This window comes from Rhizobium mesoamericanum STM3625 (assembly GCF_000312665.1).
GTDB lineage: Bacteria > Pseudomonadota > Alphaproteobacteria > Rhizobiales > Rhizobiaceae > Rhizobium > Rhizobium mesoamericanum.
In genome coordinates, this window is sequence record NZ_HF536772.1 from 2,468,789 (window position 1) to 2,485,041 (window position 16,253).

Annotated in this window: 14 protein-coding genes and 1 tRNA gene; 10 read left to right on the forward strand and 5 right to left on the reverse strand. The window is 57.7% G+C overall.

What is annotated here, in order from left to right:
- The first annotated feature begins 88 nt into the window (after positions 1-88).
- The gene (locus BN77_RS34760) at positions 89-385 is read left to right on the forward strand and encodes a hypothetical protein (protein ID WP_081593543.1); all 297 of its coding nucleotides are present in this window, start codon (positions 89-91) and stop codon (positions 383-385) included.
- On the opposite strand, the gene BN77_RS12175 is transcribed toward BN77_RS34760, so the two are convergent.
- Entirely contained in the window at positions 386-1,390 is a 1,005-nt protein-coding gene (locus BN77_RS12175) for an inorganic phosphate transporter (protein WP_007532160.1), read from the reverse strand.
- Positions 1,390-2,031 carry a DUF47 family protein gene (locus BN77_RS12180; RefSeq protein WP_007532161.1) on the reverse strand — a complete coding sequence of 214 codons (642 nt, stop codon included), beginning with the start codon at positions 2,029-2,031 and terminating at the stop codon, positions 1,390-1,392. The genes BN77_RS12175 and BN77_RS12180 overlap by 1 nt, the downstream gene beginning before the upstream one ends.
- A gap of 194 nt (positions 2,032-2,225) precedes the next feature.
- Here BN77_RS12180 and BN77_RS12185 point away from each other — a divergent pair, with 194 nt between their 5' ends.
- Positions 2,226-2,723, forward strand: coding sequence for a BA14K family protein (locus BN77_RS12185; RefSeq protein WP_007532163.1), 498 nt, complete (start codon positions 2,226-2,228; stop codon positions 2,721-2,723).
- A gap of 209 nt (positions 2,724-2,932) precedes the next feature.
- On the forward strand, positions 2,933-3,226 hold the full coding sequence (locus BN77_RS12190; RefSeq protein ID WP_007532165.1) for a hypothetical protein: 294 nt from the start codon (positions 2,933-2,935) through the stop codon (positions 3,224-3,226).
- Between the two features lie 281 nt (positions 3,227-3,507).
- Here BN77_RS12190 and BN77_RS12195 read toward each other — a convergent pair whose 3' ends face one another.
- Complete coding sequence (locus BN77_RS12195) at positions 3,508-3,807, reverse strand: DUF982 domain-containing protein (RefSeq protein WP_007532168.1); 300 nt, start codon at positions 3,805-3,807, stop codon at positions 3,508-3,510.
- 435 nt (positions 3,808-4,242) lie between these two features.
- On the opposite strand from BN77_RS12195, the gene BN77_RS12200 reads away from it, so the two are divergent.
- The 6 genes from BN77_RS12200 (at position 4,243) to exoR (ending at position 13,504) form a co-directional block, all read left to right on the forward strand.
- Positions 4,243-4,316 (forward strand) — tRNA-Cys (locus BN77_RS12200).
- 1,261 nt (positions 4,317-5,577) lie between these two features.
- Positions 5,578-6,243 (forward strand): protein-L-isoaspartate O-methyltransferase family protein, encoded by a 666-nt coding sequence (locus tag BN77_RS12210; RefSeq protein ID WP_007532170.1) that lies wholly within the window; start codon positions 5,578-5,580, stop codon positions 6,241-6,243.
- Between the two features lie 221 nt (positions 6,244-6,464).
- Complete coding sequence (locus BN77_RS12215; protein ID WP_007532171.1) at positions 6,465-7,352, forward strand: PopZ family protein; 888 nt, start codon at positions 6,465-6,467, stop codon at positions 7,350-7,352.
- Positions 7,353-7,469: 117 nt separating this feature from the next.
- Entirely contained in the window at positions 7,470-10,313 is a 2,844-nt protein-coding gene (locus BN77_RS12220; RefSeq protein WP_007532172.1) for a valine--tRNA ligase, read from the forward strand.
- 402 nt (positions 10,314-10,715) lie between these two features.
- Complete coding sequence (locus BN77_RS12225) at positions 10,716-11,990, forward strand: OmpP1/FadL family transporter (protein ID WP_007532173.1); 1,275 nt, start codon at positions 10,716-10,718, stop codon at positions 11,988-11,990.
- A gap of 710 nt (positions 11,991-12,700) precedes the next feature.
- Complete coding sequence (gene exoR / locus BN77_RS12235) at positions 12,701-13,504, forward strand: exopolysaccharide production regulator ExoR (protein ID WP_007532176.1); 804 nt, start codon at positions 12,701-12,703, stop codon at positions 13,502-13,504.
- 54 nt (positions 13,505-13,558) lie between these two features.
- On the opposite strand, the gene xth is transcribed toward exoR, so the two are convergent.
- Both xth and erpA read right to left on the reverse strand, forming a co-directional pair.
- A complete protein-coding gene (xth, locus tag BN77_RS12240) occupies positions 13,559-14,350 on the reverse strand; it encodes an exodeoxyribonuclease III (protein ID WP_007532178.1) in 792 nt (263 codons plus the stop codon).
- Positions 14,351-14,469: 119 nt separating this feature from the next.
- Positions 14,470-14,802: an iron-sulfur cluster insertion protein ErpA gene (erpA, locus tag BN77_RS12245; protein ID WP_007532180.1), complete on the reverse strand. Its 333-nt coding sequence runs from the start codon at positions 14,800-14,802 to the stop codon at positions 14,470-14,472.
- Positions 14,803-15,015: 213 nt separating this feature from the next.
- Between erpA and BN77_RS12250 the strand changes: the two genes are divergently transcribed.
- Positions 15,016-16,233, forward strand: a complete 1,218-nt coding sequence (locus BN77_RS12250) for a deoxyguanosinetriphosphate triphosphohydrolase (RefSeq protein ID WP_007532182.1) — start codon at positions 15,016-15,018, stop codon at positions 16,231-16,233.
- Positions 16,234-16,253 lie beyond the last annotated feature (20 nt).

A 16,253-nucleotide genomic window follows, 5' to 3' on the forward strand; every position in this document is an offset into this window, starting at 1 on the left:
ATACAAATGCTTGCCCGATTTGCCAAGCGGTTTTTTCAAAAAAATGACATCCGCTTGTATTCGCTTTGTATAACCCCATCTCCTGTGGATGATTGAAGGACATGATACCACTGGAAAACCCCGCGCCAAGCGATTTGGCATCGACCACACCAGCGGCCACCTCGTTCTTGGATCCATAAGCATTCCGCTTCCGCGATCGCGGCTTGCAAGAATGACAATCGGCGTTCTGTTGATCCTAGGTGGTGTTTTGGGATTCCTTCCGGTCCTTGGCTTCTGGATGATCCCATTGGGATTTGTCGTGCTGTCCCACGACTTGCATATCATCCGTCGGACACGGCGACGTATCGTAGTCTGGTGGGAGAAGCGGCGAAAACCCGCCCCTTGATCAGTTGAACAGCCCTGCGATCCAATAGAAGAGCGCCGAGATAAGCGCTGCGGCCGGAAGCGTGATCACCCAGGCAACGACTATGTTGCCTGCCAATCCCCAGCGGACGGCCGAAACGCGACGCGCCGCGCCAACGCCGATAATGGCGCCGGTAATCGTATGTGTCGTGGAAACGGGAATACCAAGCCATGTGGCAGCAAAGAGCGTCAGCGCTCCGCCCGTTTCCGCGCAGAATCCCTGCATGGGGTTTAGGCGGGTGATCTTAGAACCCATTGTATGGACGATTCGCCAGCCGCCGAAGAGTGTCCCTAGCGCCATGGCCGTCTGGCAGGAAAGCACGACCCAAAGGGGCACGTGGAAGCTTCCTCCGAGATAGCCCTGCGAATACAGAAGCACGGCAATGATCCCCATCGTCTTCTGCGCGTCATTGCCGCCATGGCCCAGCGAATAGAGGGAGGCGGAAACGAATTGCAGGACGCGAAATGTCCGATCGACGGCGAAGGGTGTCTGCCGGACGAAGATCCAGGAGACGCTCAGCACCAGGAAGAGCGCCAGCAGAAAGCCGATCAGCGGCGACATGACGATCGCGCCTGCCGTTTTCAGCAACCCGCCCCACACGATTGAACTGATGCCGACTTTTGCAAGCCCGGCCCCCACGAGCCCGCCCACCAACGCATGCGAGGAACTGGACGGGATGCCAAAGACCCAAGTGACGATATTCCAGATGATCGCCCCCATCAGTGCGGCGAAGATCACCAGCGGTGTGACGATGTTGGGATCAATGATACCTGTTCCCAGGGTCTCCGCTACGTGCAGACCGAAGAAGAGGAACGCGATGAAATTGAAGAAGGCTGCCCAGACGACCGCGTATTGCGGCCGGAGCACGCGCGTCGAAACGATCGTTGCGATCGAGTTTGCCGTATCGTGTAGGCCATTAAGAAAGTCGAAGAACAGTGCGATGGCGATCAGGGCAATCAGCAGCGGGAAGGCGAGGGCGGCATCCATCAAACGTTCTCAATCACGATGCCGCTGATTTCGTTGGCAACGTCCTCGAAGCGATCTACGACTTTCTCGAGTTCGCCGTAAATTTCGCTGCCGATGATATAGGCCATTGGATCTGACGCGCCATGGTGGAGGAAGAGGTCCTTTAGGCCATTGTCGTGCAATTCATCGGAGCGTCCTTCAACGCGGGTGACTTCCTCGGCAATCGCCATCAACCGAGGGGCGTTGGCGCTGATGCGGTCGAGGAGGGGGATCGCTTCGGCGATGAGATGAGCGGCCTGCACGATTGCCGCGCCCATTTCCTGCATGCGCGGATCGAATTGGGTCTGCTCGAAGAGGCGGATCGTCTTGACCGTCTTGTGCATCATGTCAATCGCGTCATCCATCGATTGGATCAGATCCTTGATATCGACGCGGTCGAAAGGCGTGATGAAGCTGCGACGAACCGCAAGCAGCACCTCGCGGGTGATATTGTCGGCATCGTTTTCAAGCGCGATAATCCGATCGCAATGACGCTCGGCATCTTTTCCTGCAAGCAGGTCGTTGAGTGCTTCCGCCGCGTCGACGATTGTTCGGGAATGCTGGGCAAAGAGGTCAAAGAACCGGTCTTCCCGGGGTAGAAGTTTTCGAAACCAGCTGAGCATTCCATCCATCCATTTGAGAATTTTTAGGAGCCCGTCATAAATTAGTGAGGCTTGCAATAAAAGTGTCACATTTGCACCGATCCCACTCTTTTCGTCGGGCGTTGCAATTGCCGCAGGGGAACTCGGAACCCTTTCAAACGTTAATTCTGGTAGTGTTCCCAGGCGGAATATTTAGGAAATGAGAAGGTGCTGGAATGAAGAAGGTTGCGGTACTGTCGTTCGCAATTGCGTTGGCCCTGTCTGGCATCGGACCGTCTTTAGCTGAAAATTCCGGCGACGAGCATTCGGCTCAAAGCCGTGGCGGGTTCGGAGACTCCGGCGTGATGAATAGTCGCAATTACGGCGGCTACGATCGGTGTAATATCTACCGCTGCGGTGGCTATCGCCATAGCCATTATGGCGGCGACTACCACGGGAACGACTACTATCGACATTACAACCATTACAACAATGGCTACTATGGCCATTACCACGATGGCTATTATCGACATCACTACAACGATGCCGGGGCGCTGATTGGTGGTCTTGCCGCAGGCGCAATCGTTGGCGGCCTCATTGCACAGCCACAGGGGTATCCGGTCGGCAATTCGCACGTCGATTGGTGTTACAGTCGCTATCGCTCCTATCGTGCATATGACAACACCTATCAGCCGTATTATGGCCCGCGGCAGCAATGCTACTCGCCATACTGATGGTTGATCATAAAAACCGGGGCATGCCGGTCGGAAATGCTAACCCCTTGCACTCGATTTTTCAAAGACGCGACGACGAACGCTTGGCGGGATCGCGGCGTCGTCAGGGCCGACCGATCCACTCCTCAAGGCTCAGCAACGGTAAGCCTCCCCGATGGAACCTTATCAATGGCAGCAGGTTCGCTTCTCGACAGACAAGGAGCCAGACAATGACTGATCCAAAGGACAAGCGAGATACCGAGCCGATGCCGTCGCCGACTTGGAAGCCTAGCCCGCCGGAAATGGATCTCGAGCCAATTCCGTTGCCAGACCGGACCGATGAATACCCGCTGGGCGACGATCTGCCGGGTGAGGGGATGGTGTCCGCAGTTCCCAGCCGCGACGAGGCCAATATGGAGCCGGATGAAGCCCTGCCGGACGATGCCGAGGAGGAAATCCTGAACGACGACCCGGCACGCGAAAAGATCAGGTTCGATGAAGAGATCCCCAAGAGCAGCCGCTGAAGAAGGAAACATCAACCGACCTCCCGGGCGATACGATTTCGCGCTGCAGCTTTTCCATCCAACGGGCTAAGTCGATGAGGCATTCTCTTTCGCTCATGCGCGCCTCCCGCGGAACCATGGCATCAAGCGGTCGATTTCCGCTCAGAGTAACGAGGCAACGAAGTTCAACGAGGTGGCGCCATGACAAACCACGCCCTCTTCAACCAAACGATCGTCCTTCATTGCTCGAGTGCTATCGCAAGGGAGGCCGTTTTTACGGCCTCCGATCGTCCCCTGCTATCTTATGGCGCTACGCGGCCACCGCCGGTGGGTGTCCTGATCATCCACGGCTGAACCGCAGGCGGCTTCATCAAGATACCTTTCTTATTCCCAAAAGCTCGAACTGCATCGCGTGCCACCTCAAGCGGCTTATGCCCGTCGTGGGCCATGTAGCAGGTCTTGAGGGTTGCCTCATGCACGAGGTCTCGGTCGTTCTCCGGCCAGTCTTCGAGAAAATCGATGGCGTCCGCCAGAGAGTATATCTCCCGAATCAGGCCTTCCCGCTCCTTCAAATAGACGGGACGATTAAAGTTCGCGTTCATCGCTACCTCACTGAAAACGTTGGTGATCAACAAGGGTGGCACTGAAGTCCAGCGCCGGCCGAAGATTTATTTTCTCGGTTTTTTCGTTTCAATACGCGACAGGTGAAAAATTTCGGGAGGCGCGTGCATGACCTTCCTTGAGCCTGCGCCACCCATGGTCCCGACGTAGAACACAATGAGGAGATGGAGCGGGAGCACACTCACCGCCTGGTGACTGTTCGTCGAGAGTACAACAATTCCGGATTTGGCCCCGACCGACCATCAACCTCCGCCACAATATCTCGTCGTCCCGAAGTCCTAGCGTCAAGTCTGTGGAAGAACGATCCGGCACGGTTATTCAGAACGGGAAAAGGACATTATTCAGAATGAACCCCCTTGCGATTTCTCTAGGATGGTTCTAAACGGCTGCCACGGTTTGATTATTCGACCGCGTGAGGCCTCGTGGCGGAGTGGTGACGCAGAGGACTGCAAATCCTTGTACCCCGGTTCAATTCCGGGCGAGGCCTCCAACCCCGGTTCACTTCAACAACTCATTGATTTGGCTGTCGATTTTGGGGCGGGATTTATCCTACCTTCGGACCGATCAAGCTGTGCTGATCCAGCCTCAGGGCGGGTTCGGTTGCCGCCAGCGAGTTTCGTGCTGGCCGCCATGTCCCGGAATTCTGCTTAAAGAATGCAGATATTACCGCTGCAATACCGCATGACTTTGCAATCCCGCCTACTCCAATTGGACTAGGACCTAGGTCCGTCTAGGCCGGTCTTTATGACAGGGTTATGTTTCCCTCGCTGGCCTACCAAGAAGATGGGGTTTTAAAAGGTATCGGACCACTTCCTGATTAGCTCCATCTGCCACGGTAGGCAGGGCGGGGGAACATTCTCAGTCCAGCAATACTGGAGAGGGCTGCCACGATGGCTGGCCCTCTCCCAGTTCGACCCTCACCTCTCCCCAAACTTTAGCAGCATCGACAGGACGAGAAACAGAGCGGCAATATCTTTCCGCAGCCAAACGACGGCCCCGGCCGCGGCCTTCTTGTGGCCCCGGCCGGGTTGCCGACCTTGGAGGGGCTGGGGGAGGCTCCGAGGTCGACGCTGCAAAGCTACAGGTGGCGCTTGACCACTGATATTTGCGCTTAAAGATATGTTTCGCCGTTTGTTCGTGCCTAAAAAGTCCTCACGGCGAATATACCGAAGTGAGTCCGAGCGTTAGGGATATCCCAAACGACCGCAATGCGTATGGACGGCTTGGCGGCCAGTTTGTGCGCTGCAGGAATGGCATCGGTGAGACGCCGGTTTGTTGCGACATTCGGCGCACCGCCGCTTACGGCGGGGATCAGGAGTATGATCGCGAGCAGCACGCAGATAAAACAAGTGCCCAGGAGAAGTGGTTTAATCGCCATATCTAGCCCGATGCTCCAGGGAAACGACACTACCTGCGAAAAACTGACAACAACCTGAGAGACGATCGCGAGTGGAAGTCAGCTCGTTTCGCCATCGAAAAGCCCGCAACAGAAGATCGCAAGCAAAGTTGCGATGATGAAGACGTCGAACAAAGAGAGATATCCAATGATGTTCGGCATGGCTCCTCCCTAATCCCTCCGGTTGCAATAATATCACAGTGCGTTCGTTTGTTCCATGAACGATTGCGGCCGTACGCCTTCAGCGACGCGAGCACCCCGAATTCTTGCCGCAAGCATTCGCGAAGCCTTGAAAGGCGGGTGTGCTAAGATTAAGAGACGTCCAGACAAAGCCGCTTCTACCGAGCGAGAGGACATGATGAATTTCGAATCAGCACGCGCAAACATGGTCGACAACCAACTCCGCACAACGGACGTCACCTCGCATTCAGTGCTGACGGCCTTCCTCACCGTGCCCCGCGAGGCTTTCGTTCCAGAGAAGGCGAAGGCGCTTGCCTATATCGATCGTGACGTCGAAATCCTTTCGGCAGCGTCCGGCAAGCCGGCGCGTTATCTGATGCAGCCGTCACCGCTTGCAAAGCTGCTCCAACTTGCGGCGGTTACGAAAGATGACGTCGTGCTCGAGATCGGTGCCGGTAGCGGCTACGTATCGGCTCTTTTGTCTCAGCTGGCCGGAACGGTAATTGCGGTCGAAGAGGACGAAACGCTGGCGGCGGAAGCCAAGGCCAACCTTGCCGGCTACACAAACGTGTCTGTTGTCACTGGCCCGCTCAATGGCGGCAGCCCGTCGGGTGCTCCTTATGATCTGATTTTTATCAGCGGCTCCGTCGAGGAAGTTCCTGCTTCCCTGCTGTCGCAGCTTCGCGATGGTGGTCGTTTGGTCACCGTCCAGGGTTACGGCGGGTCGGCTCGTGCGAAGGTTTTTGTGAGCGAGCGCGGCACCGTTTCCGAAAACGTCTACTTCAATGCCTCCGTTAAGCCGCTTCCAGGTTTTGCCAAGGCGCGCGAATTCGTGTTCTGATCGATAGCTGCAGTCACTGATTTTTAGCGGGCGCCTTCGGTGCCCGTTTCTCTATCCGCATCGAATTTTTGCATGCCAAGCAAGCACGGCAGAAAAGCTGTGCATGGTGGCATTCATTTGATTCGCGATGATTTTTTTCAATCATCGGCTATCCTAAGCTATGGGTGATTCGGATGCCCATTCCACGCAATCCGGTCGTTTTCGGAATAACGGGGATAGATATGGCTCAGCCAAGTGTAGTGCGTGAACCGTCCATGGAAGAGATTCTCGCGTCGATCCGCCAGATCATCGAGAGCAATGACCCAGGTGCTGGCAGGGCGATCTCCGCGTCGCTCCCGGCGGTTTATGGCGCCGATGAAGAGGATCGCGATTCGGACATCCATTTGACAGTGGATGAGACCTACGCTGGCGTGGAATTCCCCGAGACTGTTGCTCAGCCCGATCCCCGTTTCATCGCTGCCAATTCGGCAGGCTTGGCGCCCCACCAGGAGGCGCAGCCACGTGCGATGTCGCTGGCCGATGTCGCAGCGCGCGTCCGGGCGGCGTCAGAGCGCAACGCCGCTCAGTTGCAGCGTGAAGTGCCGCCGGCCTTTCGGCAGGCCGAAGCAAGGGCCACTGAACCGCGAACCGAAGTGCAGGAAGCCACTGGCGAAGCTCCCGCTCCAAGGGCCTCGCAGGCTACTGAAGTCGCTACGTCCCCCATTTCAGCTCCCGCGCCGAAAGTCGTCGCTGTACGCCCGCCCGTGGAAGTGCCGTTCGAAATGCCTCAGGCTGCCATCTCCATGGAGCCGCGACCGGCTGTTGTCCAGGCGACCGAGGTTTCCGTTCCTGCCATTGCCGAGCCGATGGTAGAAGACACACTGCCGCGCCGCATTGAGGATGAGCAGCAGCCGGCATTGCTCTCGCATGATGCCGGCCTTCAGGTAGCCCGTTCCTTCGAGGAACTTGCAGCGGCTGTCGATGGAGCGGGGCGCCGGTCTTTCGATGAGATCGCAGAAGATATGCTGCGCCCGATGCTGCGGGACTGGCTGGATGACAATCTGCCTACCCTGGTTGAGCGTCTTGTGCGCGAAGAGATTGAGCGCGTGGCGCGCGGCCCGCGCCGCTGATCGGAAACGCCTTTTCTCAAAAGCCGCTCCGGTCTCCGGGGCGGCTTTTTTATTGACTTGCCCGAAGCCATCCTATTTACAACCCGCATCTAAGAACCTCCAGATTTTGGTCCCCAAATGCTCGACAAGACCTACGATTCCGCTGCCGTTGAACCGAAAATCGCTGCGAAATGGGATGAGGCGGACGCCTTCCGCGCGGGCGCCAATGCCAAGCCGGGCGCCGAGACCTTCACCATCGTGATCCCGCCGCCGAATGTGACTGGCTCGCTGCACATGGGGCACGCGCTGAATAACACGCTGCAGGACATCATGGTCCGCTTCGAGCGCATGCGTGGCAAGGATGTGCTCTGGCAGCCAGGCATGGACCATGCCGGTATCGCCACGCAGATGGTCGTCGAGCGCAAGCTGATGGAACAGCAGCTGCCGGGTCGCCGCGATATGGGGCGCGAAGCCTTCATTGAGAAGGTCTGGGAATGGAAGGCGGAATCGGGCGGCCTCATCTTCAATCAGCTGAAGCGCCTCGGCGCCTCCTGCGATTGGTCGCGCGAGCGCTTCACCATGGACGACGGTCTCTCCGCTGCAGTTCTCGAAGTCTTTGTAAGCCTTTACAAGGAAGGCCTGATCTATCGCGACAAACGCTTGGTCAATTGGGATCCGAAGCTTTTGACGGCGATCTCCGACATTGAGGTCGAGCAACACGAGGTCAACGGAAACCTCTGGTACTTCCGCTATCCGCTGGAACCTGGCGTCACCTATCAGCATCCCGTGGCCTTTGACGACGAGGGCAAGGCGACGGAATGGGAAACGCGCGACTATATCGTCGTTGCGACCACTCGCCCGGAGACGATGCTCGGCGACACCGGCGTTGCCGTCAACCCGAAGGATGAGCGCTACAAGCCGCTCGTCGGCAAGCATGTGATCCTGCCGATCGTCGGCCGCCGCATTCCGATCGTCGCTGACGATTATCCGGATCCGACTGCCGGCACCGGCGCCGTCAAGATGACACCGGCGCATGATTTCAACGATTTTGACGTCGGCAAGCGCGCCGGCTTGCGTATCGTCAATGTACTTACGGCCGACGCGCGGATTACGCTTAAGGACAACGAGGATTTCCTGGAAGGCATTCCGGATGCTGCAGCGTTGCACGGCGCCTGGGACGAACTCGAAGGCAAGGATCGTTTCGAGGCACGCAAGATCATCGTCCGCATCTTTGAAGAAGGTGGGCTTCTCGACAAGGTCGAACCGCACAAGCATATGGTTCCGCATGGCGACCGTGGCGGCGTTCCGATTGAGCCGCGCCTGACGGAGCAGTGGTACGTCGACGCCAAGACGCTCGCAGCACCGGCGATCGCTTCCGTTCGCGAAGGCCGCACCAAGCTCGTTCCGCGCAGCTGGGACAAGACCTATTTCGAATGGATGGAAAACATCCAGCCCTGGTGCGTCTCGCGCCAGCTCTGGTGGGGTCATCAGATTCCGGCGTGGTACGGCCCGGATGGTCAGGTCTTCGTCGAAAAGACCGAGGAAGAAGCCCTGCAGGCGGCAATCCAGCATTACCTGTCGCACGAAGGCCCAATGAAGGCCTATGTCGAAGATTTGCTCGAAAACTTCAAGCCGGGTGAAATCCTGACGCGAGACGAAGACGTCCTCGACACATGGTTCTCGTCCGCGCTTTGGCCGTTTTCGACGCTCGGCTGGCCCGACAAGACGCCGGAACTGGAACGCTACTATCCGACTAACGTTCTGGTTACCGGCTTCGACATCATCTTCTTCTGGGTTGCCCGCATGATGATGATGGGCCTCCATTTCATGAAGGATGAGGACGGCGTTCCGGTCGAGCCCTTCAACACGGTCTACGTTCACGCGCTGGTTCGCGACAAGAACGGCCAGAAGATGTCGAAGTCCAAGGGCAACGTCATCGATCCGCTGGAACTGATCGACGAATACGGCGCCGACGCCTTGCGCTTCACGCTGGCGATCATGGCAGCGCAGGGTCGTGACGTTAAGCTCGATCCGGCGCGTATCGCCGGCTATCGCAATTTCGGCACCAAACTCTGGAATGCGACGCGCTTTGCCGAGATGAACGGCGCCCAGAGCGATCCGCATTTCGTGCCCGAGGCCGCCGAGCTGACAATCAACCGCTGGATTCTAACGGAGCTTGCCCGTACGGAACGTGACGTAACGGAAGCCCTCGAATCCTACCGTTTCAACGATGCGGCGGGGGCGCTCTATCGCTTCGTCTGGAACCAGGTCTGCGACTGGTACCTCGAGCTGCTGAAGCCGGTCTTCAACAGCACGGACGACGGCGCAAAGAAGGAGGCGCAGGCTTGCGCCGCCTATATCCTGGAGGAAATCTATAAGCTCCTGCATCCCTTCATGCCGTTCATGACAGAAGAGCTCTGGGCGCACACCGCAGGCGAGGGCATTGAGCGCGACACGCTGGTCTGTCATGCCGAGTGGCCGGCGCCGTCTTATGCCGATGATGCTGCTGCCGATGAAATCAACTGGCTGATCGATCTCGTTTCGGGCATCCGGTCGGTTCGTGCCGAAATGAACGTGCCGCCATCGGCAGTTGCGCCGCTGGTTGTCGTCGGTGCCAATAGCCTGACGCGCGAACGGCTGGTCCGCCATGATGCAGCCATCAAACGCCTCGCGCGCGTCGACGGCATTTCACTCGCCAGCGAGGCGCCGAAGGGTGCCGCGCAGATCATCGTCGCGGAAGCGACCGTCTGCCTGCCGCTCGGCACGCTGATCGATCTTGGTGCGGAAAAGGCGCGGCTCGAAAAGGCAATCGCCAAGACCGATGGCGAAATCGCGCGCATCAACGGCAAGCTCTCGAACGAGAAGTTCGTCGCCAACGCAAACCCCGAGGTAGTCGCCGCCGAGCGTGATCGCCTGGAGGAACTGCAGGGCCAGATCGCGAGCTTGCGGGTTGCACTGTCACGTGTATCCGAGGTCGCGTAAAATCAACGCCTAGTAGTATGTTTTTTTATGGCGCCCGATGTCGAATCGGGCGCCTTTTTTCTGTTGCGGTCGCTCGTCTGATTTTCGGGGGGCTGGATTTGCCTGGGATGAGGGTGGGACGCCTTGATTCCACACGTTTTCCTGAGCCGTTTGGCGAAAAATTTGAGTGTTGTTTCCCTGTTACAGGAGAGCGCTCCCATGGAATGGTCGACCTAAATCAGATGGTTATTTTACCATGTGTGGAATTTTGTTCTAAATTGTCGAAACGTTGACGTGCCCGTCAATGTTTTACGTAAAACTTCCGTTAGCCGAGTTTCAAATCCCGAGCCGCCACAAAGTTGCCATTTACCGGCATCGCCTGCACAGTCCGGCCGTTGCAATTGCCTGAGTGGGGGAGACACCTTGGCATCTCGTATGACTTCGGCCGGCGTTCTATCGCTTGCTCTAATTTCAACGCTGGCGCAGCCGTCCTTCGCGGGCGGCCTTGATCGCGGCGGCTACAATATCGATCTGCTGTTTGATCAGTCGCGTTTTTCAGCGCAAGCGGCCGTGATTTATGTCATGCCGCAGCGCGAACTCAAGAATGTGAGGGACACGAACACGTCCATTCCTGGTGGCGGTAACCTCAATGGCAGACCCAACTCGGCGGATGAGACAGAGAACTACGCGATCCCCTATGTCGGCTTCAAGGCCGGATACGAAGATGTGGACTGCCTCTTCGACTATTCGGAACCATTCGGCGCGCATACAAATCCTGGCATCAACTGGGCGGGCGCCAACAACAACATTGAAACCAAAATCGAGACGCACAACTACGCTACCACGTGCTCTTACAAGTTCGACGTCGGTCCCGGCCAGCTTCGCTTGATTGGCGGCGCCTTCTATCAGGAGGTGGAAGGCTTCAAGGAGCGCCTGGTTAGCACGTTACCTATAGCGTTTGGCACCGGGACGGGTGTCGGCCGGCTAGATCTCGAGGACAATGGTTGGGGATGGCGCACCGGTATCGCGTATGAAATTCCGGAATATGCGATGCGCGCCAGCCTGGTCTATAACAGCCGTGTGAAGTACGACAACCTGAGCGGCACGGTTGACCTGACGCAGGTGACAACAGGATCGCGCGCGCCCCTGAATGTGCCGCCTTACGGACGCGTCACCAATGTCTTTGGTGAAGCGGAAGCTCCAGATTCATTGGAGTTAAAGGTTCAAAGCGGCATCGCGCCCGACTGGCTAGCGTTTGGGTCGGTAAAATGGACAAACTGGAGTGTGCTCCAGTCCATCTCGCTTTGCCCCACCGTCACAAAGGGCAGGGCCTGCACGCCCACCAGTGGAACCCAGCTGACGTCCCTTGATCTGCTCTATCAGGACGGTTGGACCATTAGTGGTGGCATCGGCCACAAGTTCAATGAGCAGTGGACCGGTGCTGTCAGCCTGACGTGGGATCGCGGCACCAGCCACGGCTATGGTTCGCAGACCGACACCTGGACGGTCGGGGTCGGCGCTGCCTATAACCCGAACGACAACATTGAATGGCGGGTTGCCGGCGCGCTTGGCGTACTCACGAGCGGTTCATCAGGCGTGCTCGTACAAGATGGTGTGGCCTATGGAACCGACGTCTCCTACGACTACGGCAACGATCTTGTGGCTGCTGTCTCGACCAGCATCAAGGTGAAATTCTAAGTTACAAAGATGAGCCTCAGTTCAGCCCGGCAAAATTGCCGGGCTTTTCTTTATGTACGGGTCGTTAAGCATGACGTTTCCGCGTCTCGTTTTGTGACGATTCAGCAACAGTTTTTTACCAGCATTTGCGTAAGATGATCTCAGGGCCAAATTGTCCATTTCCCGCCACAAACAAGGCGCAGCGCTATAGGCGGGCGAGGGAATGACAGGCACAAGGTGCGTGTAAAAGAGTACGATGAGCGAGTTCGTAACGGGTACAGACACAATGGATGAAGCTTCCGGCAGCGCTGCCGCGGCTTGCTCCATATTCCTTGTCTCGCAAGGCGGTTCTTCCCCAGAACTTCGCTCTTACGTTGCACAACCGAGCCTCTCTTTCTTCTCCAGTTCAAATCGATCGGAGGCATCGGAATCCGCTTCCGGTAACATCGACACAGGTTTGGTCACAATTGGTGATTATCATTTTCGTGACGGCGGAAAGGCGAATAGCCGGGTCGCGGGAGTGAAGCAGACTATATCGCGGGCGGGTCTCGCCGGGCGGCGAGTGGACAGGAGCGATGCGCTTGGAATTGAGGCTCTCGATGGAGGGCGAAAGGCTGGATGCGACGCGGGCAAGGGGGCCATTGAGCCCACCGCGGGATCGCTCGCCGGGAGGAATGCATCCGAGGATCGAGAGGTCGTACGGATGGGAAGCGCGAAAGAAACCGAGTGAAATGCTGACGTCCGAGTTCAGACCTTTCAGATTGCTGTTCGTGGGGCTTTCCATTGCCTGTTGCGCGGCAATTGCATCGCCCGCCAGCGCGTTCGACATCAAGTCAGGCGTTTCGAAGGAATCCGGTCCCTTCGATCTCTTCAAGTTCGGTTTTAAGGCCTATAAGAACGGTCAGAAGGAAGAAGCAGTCGAAGCCTATAAATACGCGGCGGAAAAGGGACATACTGGGTCACGCTGGGCGCTCGCCAATATGTATGCCGACGGCGATGGCGTCGCACAGGACGACTTCGAAGCCTTCAAGATCTACAGCGAGATTGCGCAGCAGGGCGTCGAGCCAGGCTCTGAGGATACTGGCTTCTTCGTCAACGCGCTTCTGTCACTTGCCAACTATTACAAGCACGGTATTCCCGGCAGCCCCGTTAAGACCGATCTCAGCCAGGCGCGCCAGCTCTACTTCCAGGTTGCGTCCACATTCGGTGTACCCGAAGCCCAGTTCCAACTGGCACAAATGATGTTGGCGGGCGAAGGCGGCAGCACCAGCGCACAGCAGGCGAAGAAGTGGCTCAACCAGGCGCGCAAGAGCGGCCATCCAGGCGCCATGGCCGTCTTCGGCAATATCCTGTTCCAGGAAGGGCAGGCAGCCAACGGGCTTGCGCTGATGACGGCCGCTCTCGACCGTTGCAAGCCGAAGGACTGTGGCTGGATGGAGTCCCTACAGGAGCAGGCTTTCTCCGTTGCAACCGAAAGTGACCGCCGCTCGGCCATTGCGCTTTCTCACAAAATCAGTGTCAGCGGCGCTGACTGACGGCGCTTGAAGGAAGCTGTGCCAAGCGATCTGACGATACGGCGCACGCGAGCCTTAGGCTGCGAAATCGAAGTAGGCCACGACAGGCACGTGGTCCGATGGCTTTTCCCAGGCGCGGACGTGCTTCTCAATCGCCGAGGATGTCATGCGATCGGCAGCCTCGGGTGAAAGCAGCAGGTGGTCGATCCGAATGCCGTTGTTCTTCTGCCAGGCACCGGCCTGATAATCCCAAAATGAGTAGAGTTGGACGGCGTCCGTTGTGGCGCGCACGGCATCCGTCAGTCCAAGGCCCTCAAGTCGACGAAATGCCTGGCGTGTTTGCGGCAGGAACAGCGCGTCGTTCTCCCAGACCTTCGGATCGAAGCAGTCATGAGGCTCCGGTATGACGTTATAGTCGCCGGCCAGGATCAGGATTTCCTCATAGGCCAGCCGTTCGGCTGCAAATGAGCGCAGTCGCTCCATCCAGGCGAGCTTGTAGCTATATTTCTCGGTGTCAACAGGATTGCCGTTCGGCAGGTAGAGGCAGCAGACTCGCGCGACGCGGCTGCCCGGCAGCGAAAAGACGGCTTCGAGGAAGCGAGCCTGCTCGTCGAGCGGATCGCCGGGCAGCCCGCGGCTGACTTCATCAGGCTTGGTCTTGGAAAGGATCGCAACGCCGTTGAAGCCCTTTTGGCCATGCGTCTCGACATGATAGCCCATCGCTTCGATTTCGAGCCTGGGAAAAGCCTCGTCTATCGTCTTGATCTCCTGCAGGCAGACGATATCGGGATCGGAATCTTTCAGCCATTGCGTGAGATTGTCGATGCGCGCCTTAACGCCGTTGATGTTCCAGGTCGCGATCTTCATGGGTGTCCTGTTCCGCTTCGTCAGTCTCTTCTATCGCGCTCCATCGAACACGGACAAGACCATAAACCGGCCGCAAGGGTTTCTTCGGCCGGTTCGATGTGGATACCTTTTAATCTGGATTAGATCGAGAAGCTGGTGCCGCAGCCGCAGCTTGCGACAGCGTTCGGGTTCTTGATCTGGAAGGATTGACCAAGGAGGTTGTCGACGAAGTCGATTTCGGATCCGGCCATATAGACCAGCGAGAGGCTGTCGATCAGCACCTTGGCGTCGTTCTTTTGAACGACGGTGTCGTCGTCCTGCGCATCGTCTGCGAGGTCGAACTTGTAGGAAAAGCCCGAACAGCCACCGCCTTCCACGGAAACGCGCAGCGCGCTCTTGCCGGGCTCGGTACCGACAATTGCCGCGATTCGTTTTGCCGCAGCATCGGAAAGGGTTACACTTACGTCCGTCATTTTTGCTCCTGCCGGGGTCAAGATCCGGAGAGAATACCTGTTGGCCGCTGTTTTCAAACGGCTGATTTTAAAGCTACTTACGCTCTATACCACGAAAGCGCAGGTTCCGGCAAAATGACTGCGAAAGCATCGCTTTGCCGTTTATGCTCTCTATAGGTATGAAGAGCGCAAGGCGGCGTCAATGGGCGGCTGCATATCGGGTAACGGTGACGAATGACGATTGACAGGCAGGCATTGGGGTACGGCAACAGTGACAGGGCGGCGTATGCGGCCGATCCCTGGTCGACGCGCGGGAGGCTCTATCCCGAGGACCTCAGCCCGACCCGTTCGGATTTTCAGCGTGACCGTGACCGTATTGTTCACACGACGGCATTTCGCCGGCTGAAGCACAAGACGCAGGTGTTCATCGCCCAGGACGGCGATCACTACCGGACCCGCCTGACACACACCATCGAGGTTGCCCAAGTTGCTCGCGCCCTTGCCAGGGCACTGAAGCTGGATGAAGACCTCGCAGAGGGCGTGGCGCTCGTCCATGACTTCGGCCACACGCCCTTCGGTCACACTGGCGAGGATGCGCTGCACGAGGTGCTGCTGCCCTACGGCGGCTTTGATCACAACGCCCAGTCGCTGCGCATCGTCACCAAGCTGGAGCGCCGCTATGCCGATTTTGATGGCATCAATCTGACATGGGAAAGCCTGGAAGGGCTCGTCAAGCACAATGGCCCGCTGCTGACCAAGAAGGGCGCCGGCACGCGTGGGCCGGTTCCGCAGCCTATCCTGGATTATTGCGAGATCCACGACCTGGAATTGGATACCTATGCAAGCCTTGAAGCGCAGGTCGCCGCAATCGCTGACGATATTGCCTACAACACGCATGACATCGACGACGGACTTCGCTCCGGCTATCTGACCTTCGACATGCTGGAGGAGATCCCGTTTCTGGCGGGACTGATGGCAGAAGTGCGGGAACGCTATCCGAACCTCGAGCCCAGCCGCTTTACCCACGAGATCATGCGCCGGCAGATCACGCGGATGGTCGAGGACGTCATTTCCGTCGCGCAACAAGGTCTTTCGGTGATCAGGCCTAAGAGCCCAACGGATATTCGCCAGGCCAATCGCGTGATCGCGACATTCTCCGACAAAATGTCCGAAACCGACCGGCAGATCAAGGCGATGCTGTTCAAGCATATCTACAGGCATCCTGAGATCATGCGCATCCGCGCTGGCGCCGCGCAGATCGTGACTGATCTCTTCGGCGCCTATATGGCCAATCCGAAGGAGATGCAGAGCCACTATTGGGTGGATCATATCGCGGGTCTTGCCGAAGCGGCGAGGGCGCGCCATGTCGGCGATTATCTGGCGGGGATGACCGATACCTACGCGATCAGCGCTCACAGGCGTTTGTTTGACCGCACTCCGGATTTGCGATAGGCAGCGGTCGCCCGGCCGGG

Bases quoted from the DNA above. Each gene is read 5' to 3' on its own strand.
- BN77_RS34760 (WP_081593543.1), top strand. From the start codon at position 89: ATGATTGAAGGACATGATACCACTGGAAAACCCCGCGCCAAGCGATTT.
- BN77_RS12210 (WP_007532170.1), top strand. From the start codon at position 5,578: ATGATGAATTTCGAATCAGCACGCGCAAACATGGTCGACAACCAACTC.
- xth (WP_007532178.1), bottom strand. From the start codon at position 14,350: ATGAAGATCGCGACCTGGAACATCAACGGCGTTAAGGCGCGCATCGAC.
- BN77_RS12190 (WP_007532165.1), top strand. From the start codon at position 2,933: ATGACTGATCCAAAGGACAAGCGAGATACCGAGCCGATGCCGTCGCCG.
- BN77_RS12220 (WP_007532172.1), top strand. From the start codon at position 7,470: ATGCTCGACAAGACCTACGATTCCGCTGCCGTTGAACCGAAAATCGCT.
- BN77_RS12195 (WP_007532168.1), bottom strand. From the start codon at position 3,807: ATGAACGCGAACTTTAATCGTCCCGTCTATTTGAAGGAGCGGGAAGGC.
- BN77_RS12180 (WP_007532161.1), bottom strand. From the start codon at position 2,031: ATGCTCAGCTGGTTTCGAAAACTTCTACCCCGGGAAGACCGGTTCTTT.
- erpA (WP_007532180.1), bottom strand. From the start codon at position 14,802: ATGACGGACGTAAGTGTAACCCTTTCCGATGCTGCGGCAAAACGAATC.
- BN77_RS12215 (WP_007532171.1), top strand. From the start codon at position 6,465: ATGGCTCAGCCAAGTGTAGTGCGTGAACCGTCCATGGAAGAGATTCTC.
- BN77_RS12250 (WP_007532182.1), top strand. From the start codon at position 15,016: ATGACGATTGACAGGCAGGCATTGGGGTACGGCAACAGTGACAGGGCG.
- BN77_RS12175 (WP_007532160.1), bottom strand. From the start codon at position 1,390: ATGGATGCCGCCCTCGCCTTCCCGCTGCTGATTGCCCTGATCGCCATC.
- exoR (WP_007532176.1), top strand. From the start codon at position 12,701: ATGCTGACGTCCGAGTTCAGACCTTTCAGATTGCTGTTCGTGGGGCTT.
- BN77_RS12185 (WP_007532163.1), top strand. From the start codon at position 2,226: ATGAAGAAGGTTGCGGTACTGTCGTTCGCAATTGCGTTGGCCCTGTCT.